Source organism: Streptomyces sp. CB01580, from assembly GCF_001905795.1.
Taxonomy (GTDB): domain Bacteria; phylum Actinomycetota; class Actinomycetes; order Streptomycetales; family Streptomycetaceae; genus Streptomyces.
Map to the genome: position 1 here is coordinate 1 of NZ_LIXJ01000046.1, position 20298 is coordinate 20298.

General features: G+C 69.1%; 19 protein-coding genes and 1 pseudogene. 8 read left to right on the forward strand and 12 right to left on the reverse strand.

The window, feature by feature from the left end; all coding sequences use genetic code 11:
• Nucleotides 1-52: 52 nt before the first annotated feature.
• Together AMK22_RS35305 and AMK22_RS35310 are read right to left on the reverse strand one after the other, a co-directional pair.
• Nucleotides 53-454: a helix-turn-helix domain-containing protein gene (locus tag AMK22_RS35305; RefSeq protein ID WP_073791651.1), complete on the reverse strand. Its 402-nt coding sequence runs from the start codon at nt 452-454 to the stop codon at nt 53-55.
• 496 nt (nt 455-950) lie between these two features.
• The gene (locus AMK22_RS35310; protein WP_073791653.1) at nt 951-1403 is read right to left on the reverse strand and encodes a GNAT family N-acetyltransferase; all 453 of its coding nucleotides are present in this window, start codon (nt 1401-1403) and stop codon (nt 951-953) included.
• Between the two features lie 133 nt (nt 1404-1536).
• Between AMK22_RS35310 and AMK22_RS35315 the strand changes: the two genes are divergently transcribed.
• Nucleotides 1537-2913, forward strand: coding sequence for an aminotransferase-like domain-containing protein (locus AMK22_RS35315; RefSeq protein ID WP_073791655.1), 1377 nt, complete (start codon nt 1537-1539; stop codon nt 2911-2913).
• Between the two features lie 58 nt (nt 2914-2971).
• Here the strand turns inward: AMK22_RS35315 and AMK22_RS35320 are convergent, their stop codons facing one another.
• Complete coding sequence (locus AMK22_RS35320; RefSeq protein ID WP_073791657.1) at nt 2972-3625, reverse strand: response regulator; 654 nt, start codon at nt 3623-3625, stop codon at nt 2972-2974.
• A gap of 74 nt (nt 3626-3699) precedes the next feature.
• Nucleotides 3700-5406 carry a sensor histidine kinase gene (locus tag AMK22_RS35325; RefSeq protein WP_079186575.1) on the reverse strand — a complete coding sequence of 569 codons (1707 nt, stop codon included), beginning with the start codon at nt 5404-5406 and terminating at the stop codon, nt 3700-3702.
• Between the two features lie 403 nt (nt 5407-5809).
• Here AMK22_RS35325 and AMK22_RS35330 point away from each other — a divergent pair, with 403 nt between their 5' ends.
• Entirely contained in the window at nt 5810-6691 is an 882-nt protein-coding gene (locus AMK22_RS35330; RefSeq protein WP_338014209.1) for a S1 family peptidase, read from the forward strand.
• 165 nt (nt 6692-6856) lie between these two features.
• On the opposite strand, the gene AMK22_RS35335 is transcribed toward AMK22_RS35330, so the two are convergent.
• Nucleotides 6857-7900: an SGNH/GDSL hydrolase family protein gene (locus AMK22_RS35335; protein WP_073791658.1), complete on the reverse strand. Its 1044-nt coding sequence runs from the start codon at nt 7898-7900 to the stop codon at nt 6857-6859.
• Between the two features lie 453 nt (nt 7901-8353).
• Between AMK22_RS35335 and AMK22_RS35340 the strand changes: the two genes are divergently transcribed.
• Nucleotides 8354-8563, forward strand: coding sequence for a hypothetical protein (locus tag AMK22_RS35340; protein WP_242434300.1), 210 nt, complete (start codon nt 8354-8356; stop codon nt 8561-8563).
• 449 nt (nt 8564-9012) lie between these two features.
• On the opposite strand, the gene AMK22_RS35350 is transcribed toward AMK22_RS35340, so the two are convergent.
• Both AMK22_RS35350 and lhgO read right to left on the reverse strand, forming a co-directional pair.
• Nucleotides 9013-10422: an MFS transporter gene (locus AMK22_RS35350; RefSeq protein ID WP_073791660.1), complete on the reverse strand. Its 1410-nt coding sequence runs from the start codon at nt 10420-10422 to the stop codon at nt 9013-9015.
• A 100-nt stretch (nt 10423-10522) separates the two neighbouring features.
• On the reverse strand, nt 10523-11770 hold the full coding sequence (lhgO, locus tag AMK22_RS35355) for an L-2-hydroxyglutarate oxidase (protein WP_073791662.1): 1248 nt from the start codon (nt 11768-11770) through the stop codon (nt 10523-10525).
• A gap of 115 nt (nt 11771-11885) precedes the next feature.
• Here lhgO and AMK22_RS35360 point away from each other — a divergent pair, with 115 nt between their 5' ends.
• Nucleotides 11886-12545, forward strand: coding sequence for a GntR family transcriptional regulator (locus AMK22_RS35360; RefSeq protein ID WP_073791663.1), 660 nt, complete (start codon nt 11886-11888; stop codon nt 12543-12545).
• Nucleotides 12546-12638: 93 nt separating this feature from the next.
• On the opposite strand, the pseudogene AMK22_RS41580 reads toward AMK22_RS35360, so the two are convergent.
• Nucleotides 12639-12932: pseudogene (locus AMK22_RS41580) on the reverse strand (integrase); the annotation flags it as partial.
• Nucleotides 12933-13015: 83 nt separating this feature from the next.
• On the opposite strand from AMK22_RS41580, the gene AMK22_RS35370 reads away from it, so the two are divergent.
• Complete coding sequence (locus AMK22_RS35370; RefSeq protein ID WP_073791665.1) at nt 13016-13282, forward strand: DUF4097 family beta strand repeat-containing protein; 267 nt, start codon at nt 13016-13018, stop codon at nt 13280-13282.
• A 22-nt stretch (nt 13283-13304) separates the two neighbouring features.
• Here the strand turns inward: AMK22_RS35370 and AMK22_RS35375 are convergent, their stop codons facing one another.
• Nucleotides 13305-14273 (reverse strand): hypothetical protein, encoded by a 969-nt coding sequence (locus AMK22_RS35375; RefSeq protein ID WP_073791667.1) that lies wholly within the window; start codon nt 14271-14273, stop codon nt 13305-13307.
• Between the two features lie 400 nt (nt 14274-14673).
• On the opposite strand from AMK22_RS35375, the gene AMK22_RS39320 reads away from it, so the two are divergent.
• Complete coding sequence (locus tag AMK22_RS39320; RefSeq protein ID WP_143203648.1) at nt 14674-15120, forward strand: hypothetical protein; 447 nt, start codon at nt 14674-14676, stop codon at nt 15118-15120.
• 271 nt (nt 15121-15391) lie between these two features.
• On the opposite strand, the gene AMK22_RS39790 is transcribed toward AMK22_RS39320, so the two are convergent.
• Entirely contained in the window at nt 15392-15532 is a 141-nt protein-coding gene (locus AMK22_RS39790) for a hypothetical protein (RefSeq protein ID WP_158072123.1), read from the reverse strand.
• An 83-nt stretch (nt 15533-15615) separates the two neighbouring features.
• Between AMK22_RS39790 and AMK22_RS42540 the strand changes: the two genes are divergently transcribed.
• On the forward strand, nt 15616-16476 hold the full coding sequence (locus AMK22_RS42540) for a DEAD/DEAH box helicase (RefSeq protein ID WP_079186577.1): 861 nt from the start codon (nt 15616-15618) through the stop codon (nt 16474-16476).
• Nucleotides 16477-16580: 104 nt separating this feature from the next.
• Here the strand turns inward: AMK22_RS42540 and AMK22_RS35390 are convergent, their stop codons facing one another.
• The gene (locus AMK22_RS35390; protein ID WP_073791673.1) at nt 16581-17015 is read right to left on the reverse strand and encodes a DUF6892 domain-containing protein; all 435 of its coding nucleotides are present in this window, start codon (nt 17013-17015) and stop codon (nt 16581-16583) included.
• 482 nt (nt 17016-17497) lie between these two features.
• Complete coding sequence (locus tag AMK22_RS39795) at nt 17498-17689, reverse strand: hypothetical protein (protein ID WP_073791674.1); 192 nt, start codon at nt 17687-17689, stop codon at nt 17498-17500.
• Between the two features lie 547 nt (nt 17690-18236).
• On the opposite strand from AMK22_RS39795, the gene AMK22_RS35400 reads away from it, so the two are divergent.
• Nucleotides 18237-20264, forward strand: coding sequence for a HelD family protein (locus AMK22_RS35400; RefSeq protein ID WP_199883412.1), 2028 nt, complete (start codon nt 18237-18239; stop codon nt 20262-20264).
• The last annotated feature ends 34 nt before the right edge of the window (nt 20265-20298 follow it).

Here is a 20298-nt window from a genome sequence, read left to right on the forward strand (position 1 = left end):
CCGTGGACAGCTTGAAGGTCTCCGAACGCTGAGGCTGCAGGCCGAACGCCCGTCAGATCCGTGACACCGTCGACTGCGACAGGCCCGTCTCTTTCGCCATCGACCGCGTCGACCAGTGCGTCGCGTTCTTCGGCATGGACTCCAGCGTCCGGGCGACCAGCGCGGCCACCTGTTCGTCCGTCACCGACCTCGGCCCACTCGAACGCGGCATGTCACCCAGCCCGGCGATCCGGTGCTCGACGAACCTTGCCCGCCAACGGTCCACCGCATGCGGAGTAGAGCCGAGCCGGGCTGCGACGTCCTTGTTGGAAGCGCCTTCGGCGCAGGCCAGGACGATCCGACACCGAAGAGCCCACGCCTGCGGCGTGGAACGACGCCGCACCCACCCCTCGAGCGCGGCCCGCTCCTCGTCCGACAACGTCAACTCGGCCTTCGGCCGCCCCGCACGCGCCATGCAGCAAGCCTGCACATCTGAACAGAATTCCCGACTCAGAAGACCAGGTCGGCGAGCGTGCCGTTATGCAAGTCGCACTACGAGCAAGCGCGCCAGGGACTTTCCCTCAGACCAATCAAGTCGAGGCTGCCCGCAGGTCTGTACACCAAGTGCCAGTTCAACGCCCCGCCGTGCGACCGCCCGCACTCCTCCGGCGGTTATTGCGCCACTCATCTACCAGCAGTGGTCGGATGGTAAGCCGCTCACCCCCCACACGGGGAGGAGGGCCTGATGCCCTCACCGGGGTGGTGTGTGATTCCGGATGCGGCATCGCACATCACCCCGGCACCCTGAGCTAGTGCCGCTCCCGGCAACGTTTGCCCCGTCGCACCGTCCGGCACGCACGCTCGCGGCGTTGGCCGAAAGCCCACGTAGCCCGCTACGAGGGCTTTCGGCCGCCTTGCGATCGCACGCACCGGACGCCGCTCCTTCCGGGCAAACCTTGCCGGTCACGGCACTAGACGCCGCTCTCGTACATGACCCAGTTCGTGCGCGCGGCGACAGTGTTGTAAAGGGCCTGGGCCTGATGGTTGTCGTCTGCGGTGACCCATTGCACGAAGGACCGTCCCTCAGCAGCGGCGAGTGCTCTCAGCCGTTGGACGAGCGCCCGTCCGACGCCCCGCCCGCGGGCTGCGGGATCGGTGAACAGGTCATCGAGGAAGATGCCTGTCGTCCCGGTGTACGGGGAGGGGATGGGGCGGTGGTGTGCGAATCCGACGATGGCTCCGTCGACCTCCGCGACGAGGGCCTCGCATTCGTGCCGGGGATCCGTCAACCAGGCCCAGGCGCGGGAGACGACCTCTTCGGACTCCTGTAGCCGGTAGAACTCGCGGTACTGGCGGAACAGCACGCGCCAGCGGGCTTCGTCCGCTGCGGCGAGGGGGCGGATGGTCGGGGCGTTCGATGTCATGTGCTTCTCTTTCTGTCTTCGTGCACGGGCTGGCGGGATACAGCACGGGGACGGAGGCGCGCGAGCGGCGGCAATACGAAAGAGAGTGCGTAACGGAACAGCATGAATTACAGTAACGATACTATCTATTCTCATGAGCAACGATAACAGATCGCATGAGATCGCCGAGCTGATGAGGCAGCGCATCGCGGGGATGCGCGCGGGGGAGAGGCTGCCGGGCGTGCGGGAGCTTGCTGCGGAGTTCCGGGCGAGCGCCGCGACGATCTCGTCCGCGCTGTCCTCGCTGACTGTGCTGGGGCTCGTGCGGGCCGAGCCCGGGCGAGGCACGTTCGTGGCCGGGCGGGAGCGGATGCCCGAGTCCGACTTCTCCTGGCAGTCCCAGGCGCTCGGGCGGGTCAGGGTCGACGCGGACCGGGCCTCGCGGCTGGGGAGCTACGGCACGCCTGAGCATCTGCCGCTCTCCTGGGGGTATCTCTCCCCGGAGCTGCAGCCGGGGGAGGAGCTGCGCCGGATCGGGTCACGGGCGGCGAGGAGTGGTCGGGGGTGGGGGATGACCCCGCCGGCGGGGTCGCCCGAACTGCGACGGATTCTCGCGGCGGAGTACCGTGCCGAGCCGAGCGACGTGCTCGTGGTCTCAGGCGGGCAGCAGGGGCTGGTCTTCGCTCTGCGCACGCTCGCCGAGCCCGGGGCCACGGTCATCACCGAGAGCCCCAGCTATCCGGGCGCGATCCTCGCGGCGCAGAGCGCGGGCCTGCGGCTTTCCGCGGTTCCCGCCGACGGCGACGGCATCCTCGTGGACCGTCTCGCCGACGAGCTCGAACGGACGAAGGCACGTGTGGTCTACCTCCAGCCAAGCTATGCGAACCCGACCGGTGCGGTGCTGAGTGCGCGGCGTCGCGCGCAGGTCCTCGCCCTCGCAGCCGCGCACGGTGCCTTCATCGTCGAGGACGACTGGGCCAGGCACCTCTGGCTCGACCGCTCCGCGCCAGCCCCGCTCTTCGCTGAGGATCCTGACGGGCACGTGGTGTCGATCCTCACGCTCTCCAAGCCCGTCTCGCCCAGCCTCCGGCTCGGCGCGATCCTCGCGCGCGGACCGGCCGGTGCGCGGCTGCGGGCCTCGCGCACCGCCGATGACCTTTGCGTCTCGCCGCTCGTGCAGGAGATCGCGCTCGAGCTTCTCTCCTCCAGCGCCTGGCCCCGGCACCTGAGACGGTTGCGGGCCGCGCTCGTTGGCAGGCGCGACGCGATGGCGGATGCGATCCGGAGCACGCTGCCCGACGTGCGCCTTCCGCGGATCCCGTCCGGGGGACTCCACCTCTGGGCCCGGTTGCCGGAGGGGCTGGACAGTGCCGAGGTCAGCGCCGCCGCCTACGCGGCCGGGGTCCTCGTCGGCGACGGTCGGCACTTCTTCGTCGACGAGCCGCCCGCGCCGCACCTCCGCTTCTCCTACGGTGCCGCCACAGGGCCCCAGATCGCCGAAGGCATCCGCAGGCTCGCTCAACACCTCTGATACGGCACTAGAGATCCACCCGCAGCGGGCTCTGCATCAACGTCATCGAGTGGTGTGGTCAGGTTCCCAGGTCGGCGTCTCGTGCCAGCAGTGCGGCCTGCACTCGGTTATCGCAGTCCAGCTTGGTCAGGATCCGGCTCACGTATGTTTTGACCGTGGCCTCGCTCATATGGATCCGCCGACCGGCGTCCGCGTTGGACAGGCCCTCACTCAGCAGCGCCAGGACCTCCAGCTCGCGGTTGGTCAGCGCCTCCAGTCGACGGCGGGCCTGCTCGGCACGGTGGGCGCTCCGGCCGGAGGCCAACGAGTCCACGACACGGCGGGTGACACCCGGCGACAGGTACGCGTCTCCGGCCGCGGCAGCCCGGACCGCGCGCATGAGTTCCGCGGGCGCCGAGTCCTTGAGCAGAAAACCCACGCTGCCCCCGGTCAGGGCGCGCAGTACGTTCTGCTGTTCCCCGAAGGTTGTCAGGATCAGCACCCGCGTGTCAGGCACGGTCCGGTGCAGCTCGGCCAGGGCCGCCAGTCCGTCCATGACCGGCATCTGGATGTCGAGCAGCACGACGTCCACGCGGCGGGTCTGGGCCAGTTCGACCGCCTCACGGCCGTTCCCCGCCTCGGCGACGACTTCGATGTCGTCGGCGGAGGAGAGAATCATCCTGACGCCTGCCCGGATGAGCGGCTCGTCATCCGTGACGAGAACCCTGATCATGACTCCCCTGCGCGGTCCTTGAGTGTCTGCCTGCGGTCACTCGCCATCATCCCTGATCGAGCGCCCGCCACCCCTCAGTTCCTCACCTCGAAGGACTTCTTCTCGATCAACTTGCCGTCCTTGAAGCAGAACCGGAAGACCGGCTCCCTGTCCGGATTGTTGCTGGACTCCGTGGAAGTCAGGCTGAGGCAGTTCGCGCCCTGGGGCACGGGCGGCGCACCCATTTCCAGGCCGTCGGTCACGAAGGCGTTCTCCTTGGGCAACTGCTTGCGGATCTCTGCCTCGGACTGGCCCACCTTCACCGCCTCGTACTGCTTCGGCTCGATCCTGGCCTTTTCCGCCTTGTCCAGGAGGATGTATCCCCCGATGCCGACGGCGGCGATCACCAGCAGCAGGGGGATCAGTACCGCCATCCCGCAGCCGATGGCTATGCCGCTTCTGTTCTTCCTGCTCATTGCCTTGGCCAGCTCCTTCAGGCCGTTTCCGTTCATGACGGGACCACCCTCGTCCAAGGAGTCCCCCGGGGTCTGCTGCCAAAAGGTGTTCGTTGGATCAACGAACGTCGTCGCCACGCTGCCGGGCTCCGGGGTCGGGACACCACCTTCCGGCGATGTGTACGGCAGCACGCCAGCCAGCCGGAAGCCGCCGTCCGCCGTCGGGCCCGCGTGCGTCATGCCCCCGATGAGCCGGGTCCGCTCACCGAGCCCGGTCAGCCCCTGGCTGCCGCTCACCACGCCCCGGCCGTTGTCCGTCGTCCCGGTTGCGGGTCCGTTGGCGACCTCCACGACCAGCGAGTCCGGCTCATACCGCAGCTCGACGGTGATCGGGGCGCCCGGGGCGTGTTTGTGGGCGTTGGTCAGGCCCTCCTGGACGATGCGGTACGCCGCGTGATCGGCGGTCGGGGGGAGCGGGCGCGGCTTGCCCGAGTGCCGCAGCTCCACGGCCGCGCCCGCGCTCCGGGACGTTTCCACCAGGCCCTCGATGCCCGCCACCCCGCGCGACAGCGCCGTGGTTTCCTCCGTCGCCGCAGCCGCGACGCCCGGGGCGGTGCGGTCCTGGTGGGAGGCCTCCGTGCTCTCCCGCATCACCTGTATCACCTCGCGCAGCTCGTGCATCGCGGCCACCGACGCCTCGCGCAGCACCCTCACTGCCTCCCGCTGCCGTCCGGTCAGCTCGCGGTCTACCTCCAGCGCGCCCGCGTGCACCGAGATGAGCACCAGCTGATGGCCGAGGCTGTCGTGCATGTCCTGTGCAATGCGCTGACGTTCCCGCGCCCGGGCCTGTCCGGCGATCATCGCGCGCTCACGTTGCTGCTGGGCGTCGTACTCCCGGAGCGTGTCGGTCAGCGTATGGTGCTGCGACCGGTAGCGGCCGGCCAGGCCGGGCGCGATGATCGCGACCAGAGGCCACAGGACACCGAAGACCAAGCGGGGCAGTGAGGGATGAGGCAGCGCTTGCACGACTGCCAGGCCGAGGTTGAGGACGTATGCGAGGGCGAAGGTGCCGACGGCCTTGCCGACCCCGTCGATGCGCCGCCCCGCCGACCATGCGGCGACAAGAACCAACGGAGCGAGACCGCCGAACAGGACAGAGCCGACGGCGGCCACCAGCAGCACGGTCGCGGGCAGCGTCCGGCGCAAAAGTGACAGCGCTGCGATCGCCAGCCCGGTGGCAGCGATCCGTGCGGTGCCGCTGTGGTCCAGGGCCGCGAGACCTGCTCCCAGCAGCCCAAACGTTACGCTCAGCAGCGATTCGCCCACGATGCGCCACGGAGACCACATTCCGGGAGCCAAGAGAGCCCTGCCCGGGGCGGCCAGCCGCAGGGTCGCCGAACGCAGCCTCGCCGCCAGTGCCTGGCGAGCCGATGCTTTGAGGGCCGTAGATTCCACACGAGTCACCCGGCTACGTTAAAACCCTCTCAACCCGCTCCTCGTCGGCCATTGGTCGCGACGGCCAACGACGAAAGTCCAACCTGGCGCGGCGGCCCGGCATCCGTCGGCCACCACAAGACACCGGCCGCAACAGGGCGCCGACGGGCTCGCCGGACCCCGCCCGGCCGTGGCCGACGAACGCGGACAGCGGGTGGTGGCCGAAGGTCTTCCGTCAGGTCGCGGCTCGCCGCGCCGCCGTACCGCCCGCACTGCTGCACTCGGCGCTCTCGCCGCTGTGGCCTGCGTCACTGTCATGGCCGGCAGCGCCGAAGCCATCGTCAACGGGTCGGATTCCACCGAGAGCTACCCGTTCATGGCGACCATCCCGGAGTCGGCCCCGGAACAGGGTCTGATCGACGGGAACTGCGGGGCATCGCTGATCGATCAGCAGTGGGTGCTGACGGCGGCTCACTGCCTGAAGGTCGAGGGCCTCAAGCTGGACGGCATCGTGAGGGTCGGCAGCGACCACCGCAAGTCCGGCGGCACCGTCCGGAAGATCGACCGGACCTTCGTCCACCCCGGCTATGCGAACGGCGACAACAAGGCCGCCAACAAGAACGACATCGCGCTGGTACGCCTGGACCGCCCGGTCGCCCAGCAGCCCATCAAGATCGCCGAGCAGGCCGGGCGGCCCGGTACGCCGACCCGCCTCCTGGGCTTCGGCACCACCCTCGACACCGAGTTCGAGTTTCCGGACCGGCTGCAGGAACTGAACACCCGCAGGGGCGCCGAGTCCGAGTGCGCGCCCGGCTACGCGGACCGGACCCGGCTGTGCACGATCACCACCGTGCCCAAGGCCATGGCGTGCTTCGGGGACTCCGGCGGACCGCAGGGCCAAAAGGGCCGGGACGGCCGCTGGGAGCTGATCGGCGTCACCTCGGGGCCCGGCGCCCCGAAGGTGCCGTGCTCGCAGGGCCCCGGCCTCTACACCATCGCGCCCGCCTACGCGGGCTGGATCGACAAGACCATGAAGACCCACAGCGCTCCGTCGACTGCGGCCAAAGGCTCCGACCTCGCCGAGACCGGCACGAACGACAACACCGCGGCGATTGCAGGCGTGGCTGCCGCACTGATCGTCGCCGGTGGCGGCACCGCCCTCGCAGTACGCCGCCGCAGGACCCGCCACACCGCCTGAGCGAAACCGCCGCAACCCCAACGCAGCCCCCTCACCACGGGCCGCCCGCCCCTCGCCACATCCTGCACGGCCTGCGCTCCGAACCCCCCGAGGAGCGCACGGCGCCCCGGGCCGCGCTTTTGTGTGGGGTGCCGGGGCCCCGGCGCCTGGGTTCGGGCCGGGCGGTCAGCGTTCGAGGAGGGCGATACGGATTGCTCGCTCCACGTGGGCCGCGGTGTTGGCGTGTCCTGCGGCGTTGGGGTGGACCAGGGTGATGCGCTTGTTGATGAGTCCGCAGTTCAGCAGCGTGCCGGGGATCTTGGCGGGCCAGTAGTCCGCGGCGTCGCCGCAGATTCCTTCGATCCATTTGGTGCCTGCGGGCTGGCAGGCGTCGTGGCCCACGCTGGAGGAGTAGACGTCGGCGTAGCGGTCGCCGAAGAACGACGAGGTTCGCTGGATCGTGCTGTTCAGTGGCTTGAGGACGTGTTCACGGAGCCAGTCGATGTCGGCGTGGTTGATCGAGCCGAGCTCGGTGAGGAGCAGGCGGTTACAGGAGCTGCTTTGCTCCGGCAGGATGGCCGGGTAGCCGATGGTGATCACCTTGGCGTTGGGTGCGGCCTGGTGCACCTGGGCCAGCATCTCGATGTACTCGTCCTGGACCCGGGCGAGCTTGTCCTGGATGTTTTCCTCACCCTCGGGGGGATTGGTGTAGTAGTCGCGGCAGGACTTGCCGCTCGCGCCCAGTTCGAGGCATTTGAGAAGCATGCCGCCGAAGGGCAGGCTGTTGCCGCCGACGCCGATGGTGACGACGTCGGTCTGGTCGCCCAGCTCGGCCCTCTGGGTCTGCGGGTCCACCGCGGGCCAGCCTTCGGCGGGGGGCTGGACCGGGCTGACCGGGGTCTGCTTGGCCGTGGCGATGTCGGCGATGGTTGCGTTGCCGCAGCTGACGTTGATCAGGTGGACGGGCTTGCCCGGCGGGAACTCGGCGAGTTCCCGCTCGACGACGCCGGGGTAGGCGTCGCTGGTGCGGTCGCAGCCGTCCCTCGACGGATCGCCCAGTGGGGGCTGCGGGTCCCCGACGAAGCCGCCGGCGGTGTACGAGTCGCCCAGCGCGGCCCACTCGTACTGGTCGGCCGCGCCGGCGGAGCCGGAGGGCACGAGCGTGGCCGCGGCCAGCACGAGCCCGACGGCCAGGGCTCGCGTGCGCAGGCGGGAGACAGGGTGTCGCATGGATCCTCCAGGATCGGCGGAAGACGCCCGGGGCCAGAACGTAACTCCCGGGCGGAAGGCACCTTGGCCGAGATCATCCACGCTGTCGGCCCACTTCTTCGATGAATCGGGCCTATCGCCCCTGATCGAGCTAAATGGTCAGATCATCCATGCCGCCGGACGCCACGGACGGGTTCCGCTTCCGGCGGGCGCCGGTAACTGTGCTGGTCGGCCCCGCCGTTTCGCTCTGCAGAAGAAGGCCAGCACCGAGGGGCCGCAGACGACCGGGACTTCGAGAGTGCCCGGGACTTGACCGCACCCGAACTGCAACGTGCGCGAACCCGGGCGTGGCTGACGGGGGGCCTTCGGCCGACTCCAGCGGCAGACACGGAGCAGGCCGTTGCACAACTCGTACAAGGAACCGCTCCGGGGACCCTGCGATCGAGGTGTGCGGCCGCGGAACTGAACGCATACGTGGAGTCGTTCGGCCACCCGGACACCAGCAAGACGGGGGCGGCGAGCCGTCCTCGTGTCATCGGCCCCGATGCCCAGCTTGTCGTCCTGGCGCAGCTGGGCCAGGAACGCAAGGCATTCACCGAGCCGGCCCTCGTCCACGGCGTGACCTTCCTGATGCACCTCGTCCAGGGCCGCCGGCCGGTCGCCGGTCCCGACTACCGGCGCTGACACCACGCGGCGGCTACGAGCGGAGACGGTCCGGGGTTTGTTGCCCGCTGTCGCACTGCTGCCAGCGAACGGGCCCTGGACACACCATGGGCCCCGGGGGTCAGTCATGACGTCCCTGGGGCCCGGCTTCATGGAGTCGTACGGGGCGACGACCTGACCCCGGTGTCACGGACCGCGCGGTCGTCAGCCGTCGTCGCCCGGCGGTTCGCAGCGCAGGCAGTACAAGCACCTGGGCGCCGCGTCGGTGCGGCCCATGCACCGTCGGCAAATGCCGCGTTCCCGGACCGGGCCGCAGCCGGCTGCGCATGCCGGGCATGTCATCACCGGCCGGCCGAAGCCGAAGCTGATCACCCATCCGTCACATTCAGTCGCGTCACTGAACGGGTGGGCCCGGACCGAACACGGTCCGGGCCCACCCGTTCAGCGGCTCCTTGTCATCGGCTTGGGCGTCAGCGGGCCTGGTGCACGCGGGCGTCGTCCCGGTCCGGTGTCTGGCCGGGGGTCCGGTCGGTGTCGGAATCCTGTCGTACGGCAGGTGGGGCGGCCGGGCGGGCGCCCTGGTCGAAGACGGCGCCGATGGCGACCACGACGGCTCCGGCGATGAGGATGAGGGAGACGCCCCAGGTGGCGTGGGTCGCGCTGGCGCCGACGATGGCCAGGGCTGCCAGCGGGGCCAGGCCGCCCGAGAGGGCGGCGCCGATCTCCCGTCCGGTGCCGACTCCGCTGACCCGGACGTCCGGCGGGAACTGGCGGGAGAGGAAGGCGCCTTGCGGGGCGAACATGGCCGGTGCCAGCACGCCTGTCGCGATGATCAGGCACAGCCAGATCATGGTGGAGTTCTGCGTGTCGAGCAGAACGAAGAACGGAAAGGCGAAGAGCGCCGAGGCGATGCCGCCGCCCGCGAGCACCTTGCGGCTGCCGAAGCGGTCGCTGGCCCAGCCGAAGAACGGCACGGTGACGATGGCGGTGGCACTGGCCAGGGCGATGCCGAACGCGCCGACGCTCGGCGAGACGTCCTTGAAGTCCGAGAGGTAGGCCAGTGAGAAGGTCTTGAAGATGTAGCTGAGGGCGTTGTATCCCAACGAGATGGCCAGGACCACGAGGAGGCCGCGCCGCTGCTTGCGCAGCAGGGTGACGAACGGCATCTGTGGGGCGGCGTCCTGCTCCTGCTTCTTCTTGCTGTTGTGGAAGTCGGAGGATTCGGGCACGCGGCTCCGCACCCACAGGCCCACGCCCGCGAGGGCGAAGCTCGCGAGGAACGGGACGCGCCATCCCCAGGTCAGGAGTGTCTTCTCGTCCAGGGAGGTGAGCACCGTGACGGTCAGCGACGACAGCAGCAGTCCAAGGTTGAGCCCCAGGGCCGGCCAGGCGCCCTGACGGCCGCGTCGGTTCTCGTCGGCGTGCTCGTAGGCGACCACTGCCGCGCTGCTGTACTCGGCTCCGGCACCGAGGCCCTGGAAGATGCGCAGGATGACCAGGGCGGCAGGCGCCGCGATGCCGGCGGTGTCGTACGTGGGCAGCATTCCGATCAGCCCTGTGGAGATGCCCATCAGGACGAAGGTGATGATCAGTACGTTCCGTCGGCCGATGCGGTCGGCGAGGTGACCGAACATGATGCCGCCCAGCGGGCGGGCCAGGAATCCGGCCGCGAAGGTGGCGAAGGCGGCCATGGTGCCGGCCGCGTCGTCGGTCTGCGGGAAGAAGATCTTGCCGAAGACCAGCGCGGCCATGGAGGCGTAGAGGTAGAAGTCGTACCACTCCAGCGCGGAGCCCACGATGGTGGCGGTGGCAACGCGGCGGCGGGCGATGGCGGGGGGCGGTCCGGGGTCCTGAGCGTCTGTGTGCGGGGCGTTCGCCATGGGCTGTCCTCGATCACCGTTGAAGGAGAGGGGTAGGGGCGGGGAAGGGGAAGAGGCGGCGCGGTCCTGCGTCGGCGGGCGGGGAGCGGTCAGGCCGCGGTCAGGCCTCGGCGGACTCTTCGCGTACGGTCCGGGCGGAATCCCCGTGGCCGAGCTGTTCGAAGACGTCGGCCGCGATCCGGCTCCCGATGCGGAGGCTCGATGTGGCCGCGGGTGACGGCGCGTTGAGTACGTGGACGGCGCGCGGGGTGCGGCTGATGACGAAGTCGTCGACCAGTTGCCCGTCCGCCGTGACCGCTTGTGCGCGTACGCCGCTTCCGTGCCGCCGCATGTCCCTGCTTTCGATCTCCGGGACCAGGCGGCGGACGTCGCGAACGAACAGCGGCCAGAGGAGCGACCGGCTGATCTCGGTGACCCCGTGTCGCCAGAAACGCCGCGCGAGATGGCGTAGGGCCGGGTCCCGCAGCAGCTCAGCCACCATGCGGGGGTCGACGTCGCGCCAGCGGTAGCCCTGGCGGGCCAGCGCGGGTACGGCGTTGGGTCCTACGTGGACCGAGCCGTCGAGCATGGGGGTGATGTGCACGCCGAGGAAGGGCAGTTCGGGGTCGGGTACGGGGTACACGGGGTTGTTGACCAGCCCGCGGCGGCCGGGCCTGATTTCGGCGTACTCTCCACGGAAGGGCATGATCCGTACCGTCGGACGGCCACCGGCCGCAGCCGCGATCTTGTCGCTGTGCAGGCCCGCGCAGTTCACGAGGGTCCGGGCCCGGAGTTCCTCACCGGGCGTGTGGATCACGGTCCGGTCCGCGGTGGCGGTGAAGGAGAGCGCCGGTGACTGAAGGCGCAGCTCGGCGCCGAGTTCGGTCAGCTCGGCCGCCAGCGCCCGGCACACCTGGGCGAAGTCGGTCATCGCAGTGTCGGCGACCGACAGCGCGGCCACCCCGGAGACATGTGGTTCCCGCTCGGCGAACTCGGCGCGGCTCAGCCGCTGCACCGTGACACCGTTCGCCCGGCCGCGCTCCGCGAGCGCGTCCAGGCTGGGGAGTTGGGCCGTGGATGTGGCCACCACGAGCTTTCCGGTGCGCTTGACGGGCACCTCGTGCTGCTCGCAGTACCGGATCATTTCCTCGCCTCCGGCCCGGGCCAGCCGGGCCTTGAGGGAGCCGGGTGCGTAGTACAGGCCGCTGTGGATGACGTTGCTGTTGTGCCCGGACTGATGGGCGCCCCAGCGTTCCTCCTTCTCCAGGACCGTGACGGACAGGCCGGGCCGGGCTCGCAGCAGCGCCCGGGCTGTGGCGAGCCCGAGCAGTCCTCCTCCGATGACGGCGACGTCGACGGCACGTGACATCCTGCAGCCTTTCTGATGGCGCAAACGTGAGATACGCAGCGGCTGTATACATTCGCTGCGGGCGGAGTGAATGTATACAGCCGCTGCATGGATGCACAAGAGATAGAGTGCCGAGGTGACCCGAGGAGCCCGCACCCCCAGCACGAGCAACAGCGCCGGCGTCATCGCCGACCGGCTACGCGCCTCCATCCGCGACGGCAAACTGCTCCCGGGCACCCATCTGGTGCAGGAGAAGCTCGCGGCCGAGCTGAAGGTGAGCCGAATCCCCCTGCGCGAGGCCCTGCACGCGCTGGCGGCCGAGGGCCTGATCGAATTGCAGCCGCAGCGCGGCATGGTCGTCGCCGAGCTCAGCCACGGCGAGATCGCCGAACTCTTCGAACTACGCCTCCAGATGGAACCGCATCTGGCCGAGGAAATCGTGCGCGGCTGCCGCGACCGGGACATCGACGAACTCCAGGACCTCGCCGACGAGATGCGCCGCCAGGGCGCCGACGCCGCGAGCCGGGCCTCTCTCAACTACGAGTTCCACCGGCGCGTATACGCCCTCTCCGAACAGCGGCTCACCCTGCGCTTCGTCGACCAGCTGCTGCACCTCGTCGAGCCGTACAGCCGACGCTGGGCGCGCTCGGGCGACGACCTCGAACGCATCGACGACGAACACCAGCAGATGGTCGACGTGTTGCGCGACCGTGACGCCGCCGCGCTGCGCCGCGTGATCACCGCGCACGTCGAAGGCGCCCGCGATCACGTCATGGCCGCCCACCGAGGGAAGTGACCTTCGGGCCGTTGCCCGCGGCCGGACTCGCGGGCGCGGTAGTGACTTCGGCCGCAGTTCGGCAGCGCACCGGGCCGCGGGCCCAGCGCGAAGGGACTTCTTCAGCGCGCCCGCGTAACTGTTGTGGGAGCGGAACCCGTGGTGGGCGGCGCCGAGGAGGAGTTCGCCCTCTGGGACCATGCGCTCCAGCACGTGGATGGCATGAACCACCGGTGTGATCGCGACCCAGGGCACTCGGCGGACTTCACCGGCGGAGATGTGGTTGCCGTCGTCGTCGTTGACGTTCTTGTAGTGGTAGCTGTGGATCAGGTGCCGTCCCTCGGCGCCGTCGGCGGCAGGTTCGGGGTCCGGACAGCAGCCGGAACGCAGGCCCGGCACTACTGGCGGGAGGGGATTATTCCGATCACGGTCCAACTCGCTCCACACGGGGGAACTTCATGCGACGCCTGCAGACGCGTCTCCTTGCAGCAGTGGCTAAGGACGCCAAGGGCGGCGACATCGACACGCAGACGTCGAACGGCGAGGTGACGATCCGGACGGCCACCCCGCAGAACATCAAGGCCCGCACGACCAACGGCAGCCTCACGGTCACGGCCCCGCCCGCCAGCTACCAGATCTCAGCGAGCGACTCCCACGGCGACAAGAAGGTGGCGTTCAAGAACGACCCATCGGGCAAGTACCGCTTGGATCTGTCGACAACGAACGGTGACTTGACTGTGGAGTCGGCAGGCCAGTGATCTTCTTCAGAGTGGCCACTGGTCACAGCCTTTCAACCGTCTCTCTTCCGTCCCCCCTTCCGGCAGCTTCATCTTCGGCTCGGGCGGCGAGGTACTCGGCCCGGTCACGTCTGGCGTAGGCGACCCAGAGGAGCGCGGTGTGGCGGGGCATCCCGGTCACGTCGGCGAGGATCGGGCTGGGGAGATCAGCAGCGAGAGCGGCCAGAGCCCCGTTGCGCGCGGTGGGAACCGGGATGCCGTGCCGGTTGAGTTTCTGGGTCATGCCGTGCGTCGCGATCGGCTTGCCCGGGAACATGCTCGGGAAGAGCCACTGAGGACCTGGTTGGGCTCGTGAGAGTTGCGGCCGCAGTTGGGGCAGTTCGGCAAGTTGCCGAAGGAGCTCGGCGAGTCGTGGCGGGAGCAGGACGGGGTGGCGGCCCAGGACCAGGTGGGCGTGCTTGTCGTCGAACTTGAGTTTCTCAGGCGTCAGATGACAAAGACGCTCAGTGGACGGACCGAACAGTAGGGTGATCGCGCCGCCGGCGCGGACGTCCGTGGGCAGGGCGTCGTCGGTCAGGCAGCGTTGGAGGAGTCGCCAGCGATCGTCGTCGTCGAGCAGGTCCTGGGGCTCCTGGCTCGGGATGGAGGGGACGGTCATTTCGCGGGTGAGCCGGCGGCTCGTGGTCCATTTCAGGAAGTAGCGGATCAGGTAGCGCCGCTGGCTGGTGGCCCCGGCGATCCAGTCGTCAATGTGCTGCACGGCAAGGTCGGCGAGAGCCAGACCGCGTTGGTCCATCCAGGCCAGGAAGTCCAGGGCGACGCTGACGCGACGCCGGAGACCGCGGTCGGCGGAGGCTGGATGACGGCGGTGGGCCGCCCGTTGGCGTGCTCGTCGAAGCAGGAACCAGTGCAGGAACGGGCGGGTGAGGTTGGCGTGCGCGGCCGGCTTGTCCGCGAGTCCGTGCTCCAGCCAGTCAGGAATGCCTTCGAGGTCCTCGTTCCGCTCGTCCAAGATGTCGGTGTGGACGAGGAGTTGACGGATATAGCGTTGGTTCCGGCTGGGGGCGCGTCCGGAGGACGTAGGTGAGGAGCCGGTAGGAGTCGGTCCCGGGAGGCGGTCGTCCACGCTCCCGACCGTGCTCGCGGATCCGCACGGCGCAGTCCGGCGTACGGGCGGTCTGGCGGGACGGTGGTTATGACGCGGCCCGGCCCCCGGCCGTTCCCGCCTTTCACGGCCACAGGGTAGGCAGTTGCTGGAGGACCTGGTCGACGAGATCCTGTGTCGGGTGCCACGGTCCGAACCCTTTCCCCCGGCGCCCCCGGTCCGCTCAGTGATCAGGCGGGCCTTCGAGCCGTACTTGCCCCGATCGACCGGGCCGTAGAGCGACCATCTGGCGCGATAGGTTCTGTTCATGGTTATGCGTGACCTATTGGCTTCCCCCGAGTACGCGGCCTGCAAGGCGGGCTGGGAGTCGCGGGCGGGGGTGAAGTTTGCCCCACGACCAGAACCGTCAGTCGTTGTCGAGTGGCTGGCCGAGGAGTTCGAGTCGAGCGGGATCGGGGTCAACGAGGTCGCCGAGGTGCTGGACGACCAGGGCTTTGCCGCGTTCTTGGATCGAAAGGCCGCGCTTGATGAGAGCGAGGGCGATGTTCAGGAGTATCCCCCCGGCAAAGAACCTGATCCCGGTGATCCTGATGAGGTCACGGAGGTCCATGGGTATGTGCACTCGGCGATCGCGGGGAATGCGATCTGGTACCTGCTGGCGAAGCAGTCCCAGAAGCGGTTGGCCGACCACCTCGTTCAGCAGCGCGTACCGAAGGCGCGAGCCTACGCGCGCGAACTGATGAAACTCATCTGACTCGGTATTGCTCGAAAGGCCCTCCGTGAAGCTCGGCGCGGCGCTTTCCAGGGGGCCTTCAGCTGCCAGGCGGCCCAGGGTCGCGGGAATGCCGACGAGCGGCCCGATGCGGCGTACCCAGGTGCCCTGGGTCGCTGGGGAATGTGGGGACGTTCATTGTTGACCTTCCCCACGTGGAGGTGTCCAGACGCCCGGCACGGCGGCCGTGGGGGCTGTCGGAACCAATTGGTCCCGGCAGCCGGGCGGATGGCGGTCGGGGCAGCGGCGGGGTTCAGTTCTGGCGGGCGATCTCGTCCAGGTGCGTGTCCAGACGGGCCAGGTCCGGCTGGTCCAGCGCGAACTGTTCGGCCGCCCATGCGGTGTTGTCGCGCTGGTACTCCCGGATAACCGCCTCGGGGGTGGTGCTGGTCATCCTGGCAATGAGCGCGACGTCGTCGTCGGTGAGGCCGTGTACGGCAACGCCTCGAACAACGTCTCCGTGCCAAGGGCTACGGCCTGCGCCCGCATCAGACCCAGGCAGCGAACACCACCGGCCACGTCTTCATCCGCGCCTGGACCGGCTCAGGGAAGACCGAAGCCGCACTCCTGTGGGCGCTGCGCAATCTGCAGGACATGACTGCCTCCGGTCGGGGCACACCCCGCGTTTTCTACCCACTGCCGTACCTCGCAGCGATCACCGCGATGATCCGCCGCCTCGAAGAAGGAGAGTTGCAAGCCACAGGTCAAGTCGGTGCCTCGCACTCCCACGCCGCCTCCTACTACCTCAGCCGAGCTCTGGAAGACGAATGCGCCACTGATACCGAAGCCCTCGCCGCCGCACGGAAATCCCTCGCCCGGGAGAACGCCACCCGCCTCTTCCGCGAGCTGATCCGGGTGGGAACCCCCTACCAGCCCCTGCGCGGTGCCCTCGCAGACCCCGCTCACTCCAGCGTCCTCCTCGACACCGCGAACTCCCTGTTCATCCTCGACGAACTCCACGCCTACGACCCCAGGCGCCTTGGCATGATCCTCGCCACGATGAGCTTCTGGGAATGCCTCGGAGGACGATTCGTCATTGTCTCCGCTACCCTGCCCGACGCACTCCAGGAAGCCATCCGCGGCGCTCTCACACGGCCACCACATCGCCCCCTCCACCGCCTGGTTCCGCACCCCGGCCGACATCGCGGCATTCCTCGCTTCCGGCCCCAACCAAAGCAAGATCAAGACGGCGAGTTAAAGATCTGCACGCCCTTGGACCCGCTTGGGCTTCGCCCGCTCCTTCGCCGAGGTCTTCCCCGCCGCGTTCTTGCGGGGCTTCATCTCGCGGACGTCGAGTCGACCGGGGCATCGGCAGCCCCATTGAGCCGACCCGGGTAGCGGCCGGGGGCGCCGGAGCAGCCGTAGGCGCTTGAGGCGTCCGTGTGACGGCGGTGCGCGGCCTTCCCCGGCCGGGGCGGCGGGCGACGAATGGGTGCCGGGGCTCAGTCGGTGTCGATGCCGCGCGCGGCGAAGACCTCCGCCGCGTCCGGTACCGCCAGGACGCCGTCCTCCACGAAGGTGACCTCCCGCAGGTTGGGCAGCAGGGCGAGGTCGTCGAGCGAGCGGACGTCGAACAGGTCGTCCTCGCCGTCCCAGGCGGGGGCGCAGTGCCGGAAGACGTCCGCCCCGGCGTCGAAGCACAGCTCCTCGACGCGGGCGAGCAGCTCGGCCGGGATCTCCAGGGACTCGAAATGGGCCCGGGACTCCGGCAGCACCTCCGCGTGGAGGCCGTGCTCCAGGACGTAGGACGCGGGATCGCCGATCCCCCGCTCGGCCAGCCGCGCGGGCAGGTCATAGACCGGGAGGAGCGGCTCGGGGCCGTACATGAGCTCCTCGATGACGAGCAGCTTGAGGTTGAAGTCGTGGAAGTGGCTCATGAGACATGAGTACCAGGGAGGTACGACACGGGTCCTCCGCCCGGCCCCGGCCGGGCGGAGGCAGGGGAGAAGCGACCAGGCCGAAGCTGATGGCGCCGGTCCAGATCGTCGCTGGCATGCGGGCCTCCCGCGCGGGTGCGGCCTTTCAGCACTTCGATCGTGGTGGTGGCGTGGGGCCGACGCATCTTCGCTGTCCGGCTGAAGTTGCGGAAGATGACCGCGGGACCCGGGTGATGACACCACGCGGAACAAGCCCGCGAGGTCGCGGACGTCAGAGCCATGCCCCGCGTCGACCACACGGCTGAGGGTGCCGACGTCGTACGCGTCGCCTTCGACACGGGACGGTCTTCCTCAACGACCGCGTCATGTGGGACTTCAGCGAACAGGCCTGACACAGCTGCACCAGGTTCTCGCCCTGCCCCATGACGACCTCGGCCTCGCCCGTAGGCCTCCCGGCTCCAAGCTGCTCAGCTCCCGGATCGTCACCGCGGCGAACGACGCGTCGACATCCAGGCGGCCCGCACCACCCGCGTCCTGGCCTTGGGCAGCACGCCCCCGGCGCCCCGCGAGACGGTCACCGCCCCGACGGCCGCAGCTGCGCCCGAGGTGCCGACGCGGAGGCCGAAGATCGGCGGATCCAGGTCGGGCGGGGGCGGGTCGGACGGTCCGGGCATGGACGGGCCTGCCACCGGGCGTCGCGGCGGCGAACGGGGTAAGAGTTCACCGATCCGTTCCGTTCTCTGGGGCGGCCACGACCGACGGCGGCGTGGTGCTGCGGTCCTGAGACGGGGCCGTCGGCATGGTTGGGCAGTGGTGGACCGGTCGAGGGCACAACCCATTCTGTGCTCGTCTCCTCGGTCGGGTCGCCAGACGAAGCGACCAGCTGCTCCCTGGCAGTGAGCCCGATGGCGCCGGTCGCCTCGCCGGGTCTTCCCCCTTTCCCCGAGCGTGGCAAAACATCGTCGGCATCCAAGGGCGGGCTCGCCCATAAGGCAGGCGGGCATCGGGAGCGCAATTAGCGATATATGGAACGGCGGAATGCACGATGCGCAATACGGTCAGCCGTCATAGATTCAGTCGTAAGGACATAGCTTCAACAAGTAAGTCAAGACTTATCTTTAGGGAACTTTGACCGTATGGTGTGGCTCGAATCGAAGGAGCCCCCTGTTGTCGAAAATGAATGATCCCGCTGTGTGTGCGGTTGAATCGGAGCAGGATTATGTGTCCTCCTTGTACGAGTTGCTCGCCGAGCGGCTTTCCGAGGCGCGAGCAAATCGAGCGAGTGTGCTGAAGGCCCCGGCGGACAGCGCCGGTGAGGCATACGAGAGAGAAATCGCCGCCGAGCGTCTGGCCAAGGAAATCGGCCGGCTGGAGGGCGCCGAAAAGGGGCTGGTCTTCGGACGCATCGACTGGACGGATGGCACGGCCCTGCGCATCGGGCGGATCGGACTGCATACAGAGGAGGATGACCTGCCTCTGCTCGTGGACTGGCGCGCGAACGCAGCGCGGCCCTTCTACGAGGCGACACCGGTCCACCCGATGGACCTGCGGCGGCGCCGGCACCTGCGCCTCGAGGAGCGCACGGTCATCTCGGTGAGCGACGAACTGCTGGACGGGACCGCCGCGACCGACGAGGACGTCGTGGGGGACGGCCCGTTGACCGAGGCTCTGTCAGCACGGCGTACGGGCAGGATGCACGCGGCCGTCGCGACGCTGCAGGCCGAGCAGGACGAGGTCGTCCGCTCCGCCCACCGCGGGGTGACCGTGGTACAGGGCGGGCCCGGCACCGGCAAGACGGTGGTCGCCCTGCACCGGGCGGCCTATGTCCTGTACGCGTTCCCGCGCGCCGCGGAGGAGGGGGTCCTGGTGGTGGGCCCGAACGCCCGGTTCCTCGACTACATCTCCCAGGTCCTTCCCTCGCTGGGCGAGAACGACGTCGTTCTGGCGACCTGCCGGGAACTGGCCGGAGTGTCCACGGATACGGTGGGCCCGTTCGATACGGCGCGGCTGAAGGGCAGCTCCGACCTCGCCGACGCCTTGGCCGGCCTGCTGCGCGTCCACCAAGCCCCCGCCGGTGACTTCACCGTGCGGGTGGGACAGGAACTGGTTCACCTCTCCGGCGAGGAAGTCGCCGCGGCACGCGACGCCGCCGTGGCAGCCGTACTGGGGCACAATCCTGCGCGCCAGGTGTTCAAAGAGCTCTTGGTCGACGCCGTCACCGATGCGATGCAACGAGACATGGGCGACCTCCTGGAGCAGATCGATGCCGATGCCGAAAGGATGACGGGCCTGAACATCGACCGGTTCACGGGAGTTGCTCAGCGCCGTGTCGAAGGTGCGGCCGACTCGGGTTCGGTCCACGAGCTGGACCTGGACGCCATCCGAGCCGATCTCCTCGACGACGCCGGCGTCGACCGAGCGGTCGAGGTGTTGTGGCCGGGGCTGGTACCCGGTGACCTCGTGAAGGCGCTCCTGACGGACGCCGACGCTCTCGCCGAGCGCCTGCCCCTCCTGACTGCGCAGGAGCGGTCCCTTCTGCTGCGCGGTCAGGACGACCCGTGGACCGATGCCGATGTGCCGTTGCTGGACGAGGCAGCGAGCCTTGTCGATGGCCCTCCCGAGCGGACGTACGGGCACGTCGTCGTCGACGAGGCGCAGGAACTGACCGCGATGCAGTGGCGGATGATCGTCCGCCGCTGCCCGTCAAGGGCGATGACGCTGGTGGGTGACTTCGCCCAGGCAGGCCCGGTCGCGACAGCACGCGACTGGAAGGAAGCACTGAGCCCCCACGTAGGACCGCGGTTCAAACTGCACAACCTGACCGTCAGCTACCGCACCACGCAGGAGGTTCTGGAGAACGTCCGGGACCTGCTCATGCGGATCGCTCCGGACCAGAAGGTCGCACGGTCACTGCGAAGCGGTGACAGCCCTCGCACCGTGACCACACCTTCTGACGGATTGGTCACCGCCGTCGTTCAGGAACTCCGCGCCCAGAGCACCGCGCACCCGGGCGAGCTTCTGGGAGTGATCTGCGCGGAGACCAGGGTGAGCGAGCTGACGGCCCAGGGCATCGCTCACCACGCACGCATCGTGCCGGCGTCCGAAGCGCGCGGCCTGGAATTCGACGGGGTCGTCGTCATGAACCCCGAGGAAATCATCACGAACCGCCCCGGTGGGGAAAGGGACTTGTACGTAGCCCTGACCCGGGCCACCAAGCGCCTCTGCACGATCACCGTCCAGCCTGCCTGACGGCTCGGCGCCCGCGTCGTCGCCGCGGGCGCAC

Bases quoted from the DNA above. Each gene is read 5' to 3' on its own strand.
- AMK22_RS35335 (WP_073791658.1), bottom strand. From the start codon at position 7,900: ATGCGACACCCTGTCTCCCGCCTGCGCACGCGAGCCCTGGCCGTCGGG.
- AMK22_RS35310 (WP_073791653.1), bottom strand. From the start codon at position 1,403: ATGACATCGAACGCCCCGACCATCCGCCCCCTCGCCGCAGCGGACGAA.
- AMK22_RS35305 (WP_073791651.1), bottom strand. From the start codon at position 454: ATGGCGCGTGCGGGGCGGCCGAAGGCCGAGTTGACGTTGTCGGACGAG.
- AMK22_RS35325 (WP_079186575.1), bottom strand. From the start codon at position 5,406: ATGTGGTCTCCGTGGCGCATCGTGGGCGAATCGCTGCTGAGCGTAACG.
- AMK22_RS35330 (WP_338014209.1), top strand. From the start codon at position 5,810: ATGGCCGGCAGCGCCGAAGCCATCGTCAACGGGTCGGATTCCACCGAG.
- AMK22_RS35320 (WP_073791657.1), bottom strand. From the start codon at position 3,625: ATGATCAGGGTTCTCGTCACGGATGACGAGCCGCTCATCCGGGCAGGC.
- AMK22_RS35315 (WP_073791655.1), top strand. From the start codon at position 1,537: ATGAGCAACGATAACAGATCGCATGAGATCGCCGAGCTGATGAGGCAG.
- AMK22_RS39795 (WP_073791674.1), bottom strand. From the start codon at position 17,689: ATGCCCGGACCGTCCGACCCGCCCCCGCCCGACCTGGATCCGCCGATC.
- AMK22_RS35350 (WP_073791660.1), bottom strand. From the start codon at position 10,422: ATGGCGAACGCCCCGCACACAGACGCTCAGGACCCCGGACCGCCCCCC.
- AMK22_RS35390 (WP_073791673.1), bottom strand. From the start codon at position 17,015: ATGAGCCACTTCCACGACTTCAACCTCAAGCTGCTCGTCATCGAGGAG.
- AMK22_RS39320 (WP_143203648.1), top strand. From the start codon at position 14,674: ATGGTTATGCGTGACCTATTGGCTTCCCCCGAGTACGCGGCCTGCAAG.
- lhgO (WP_073791662.1), bottom strand. From the start codon at position 11,770: ATGTCACGTGCCGTCGACGTCGCCGTCATCGGAGGAGGACTGCTCGGG.
- AMK22_RS39790 (WP_158072123.1), bottom strand. From the start codon at position 15,532: ATGACCAGCACCACCCCCGAGGCGGTTATCCGGGAGTACCAGCGCGAC.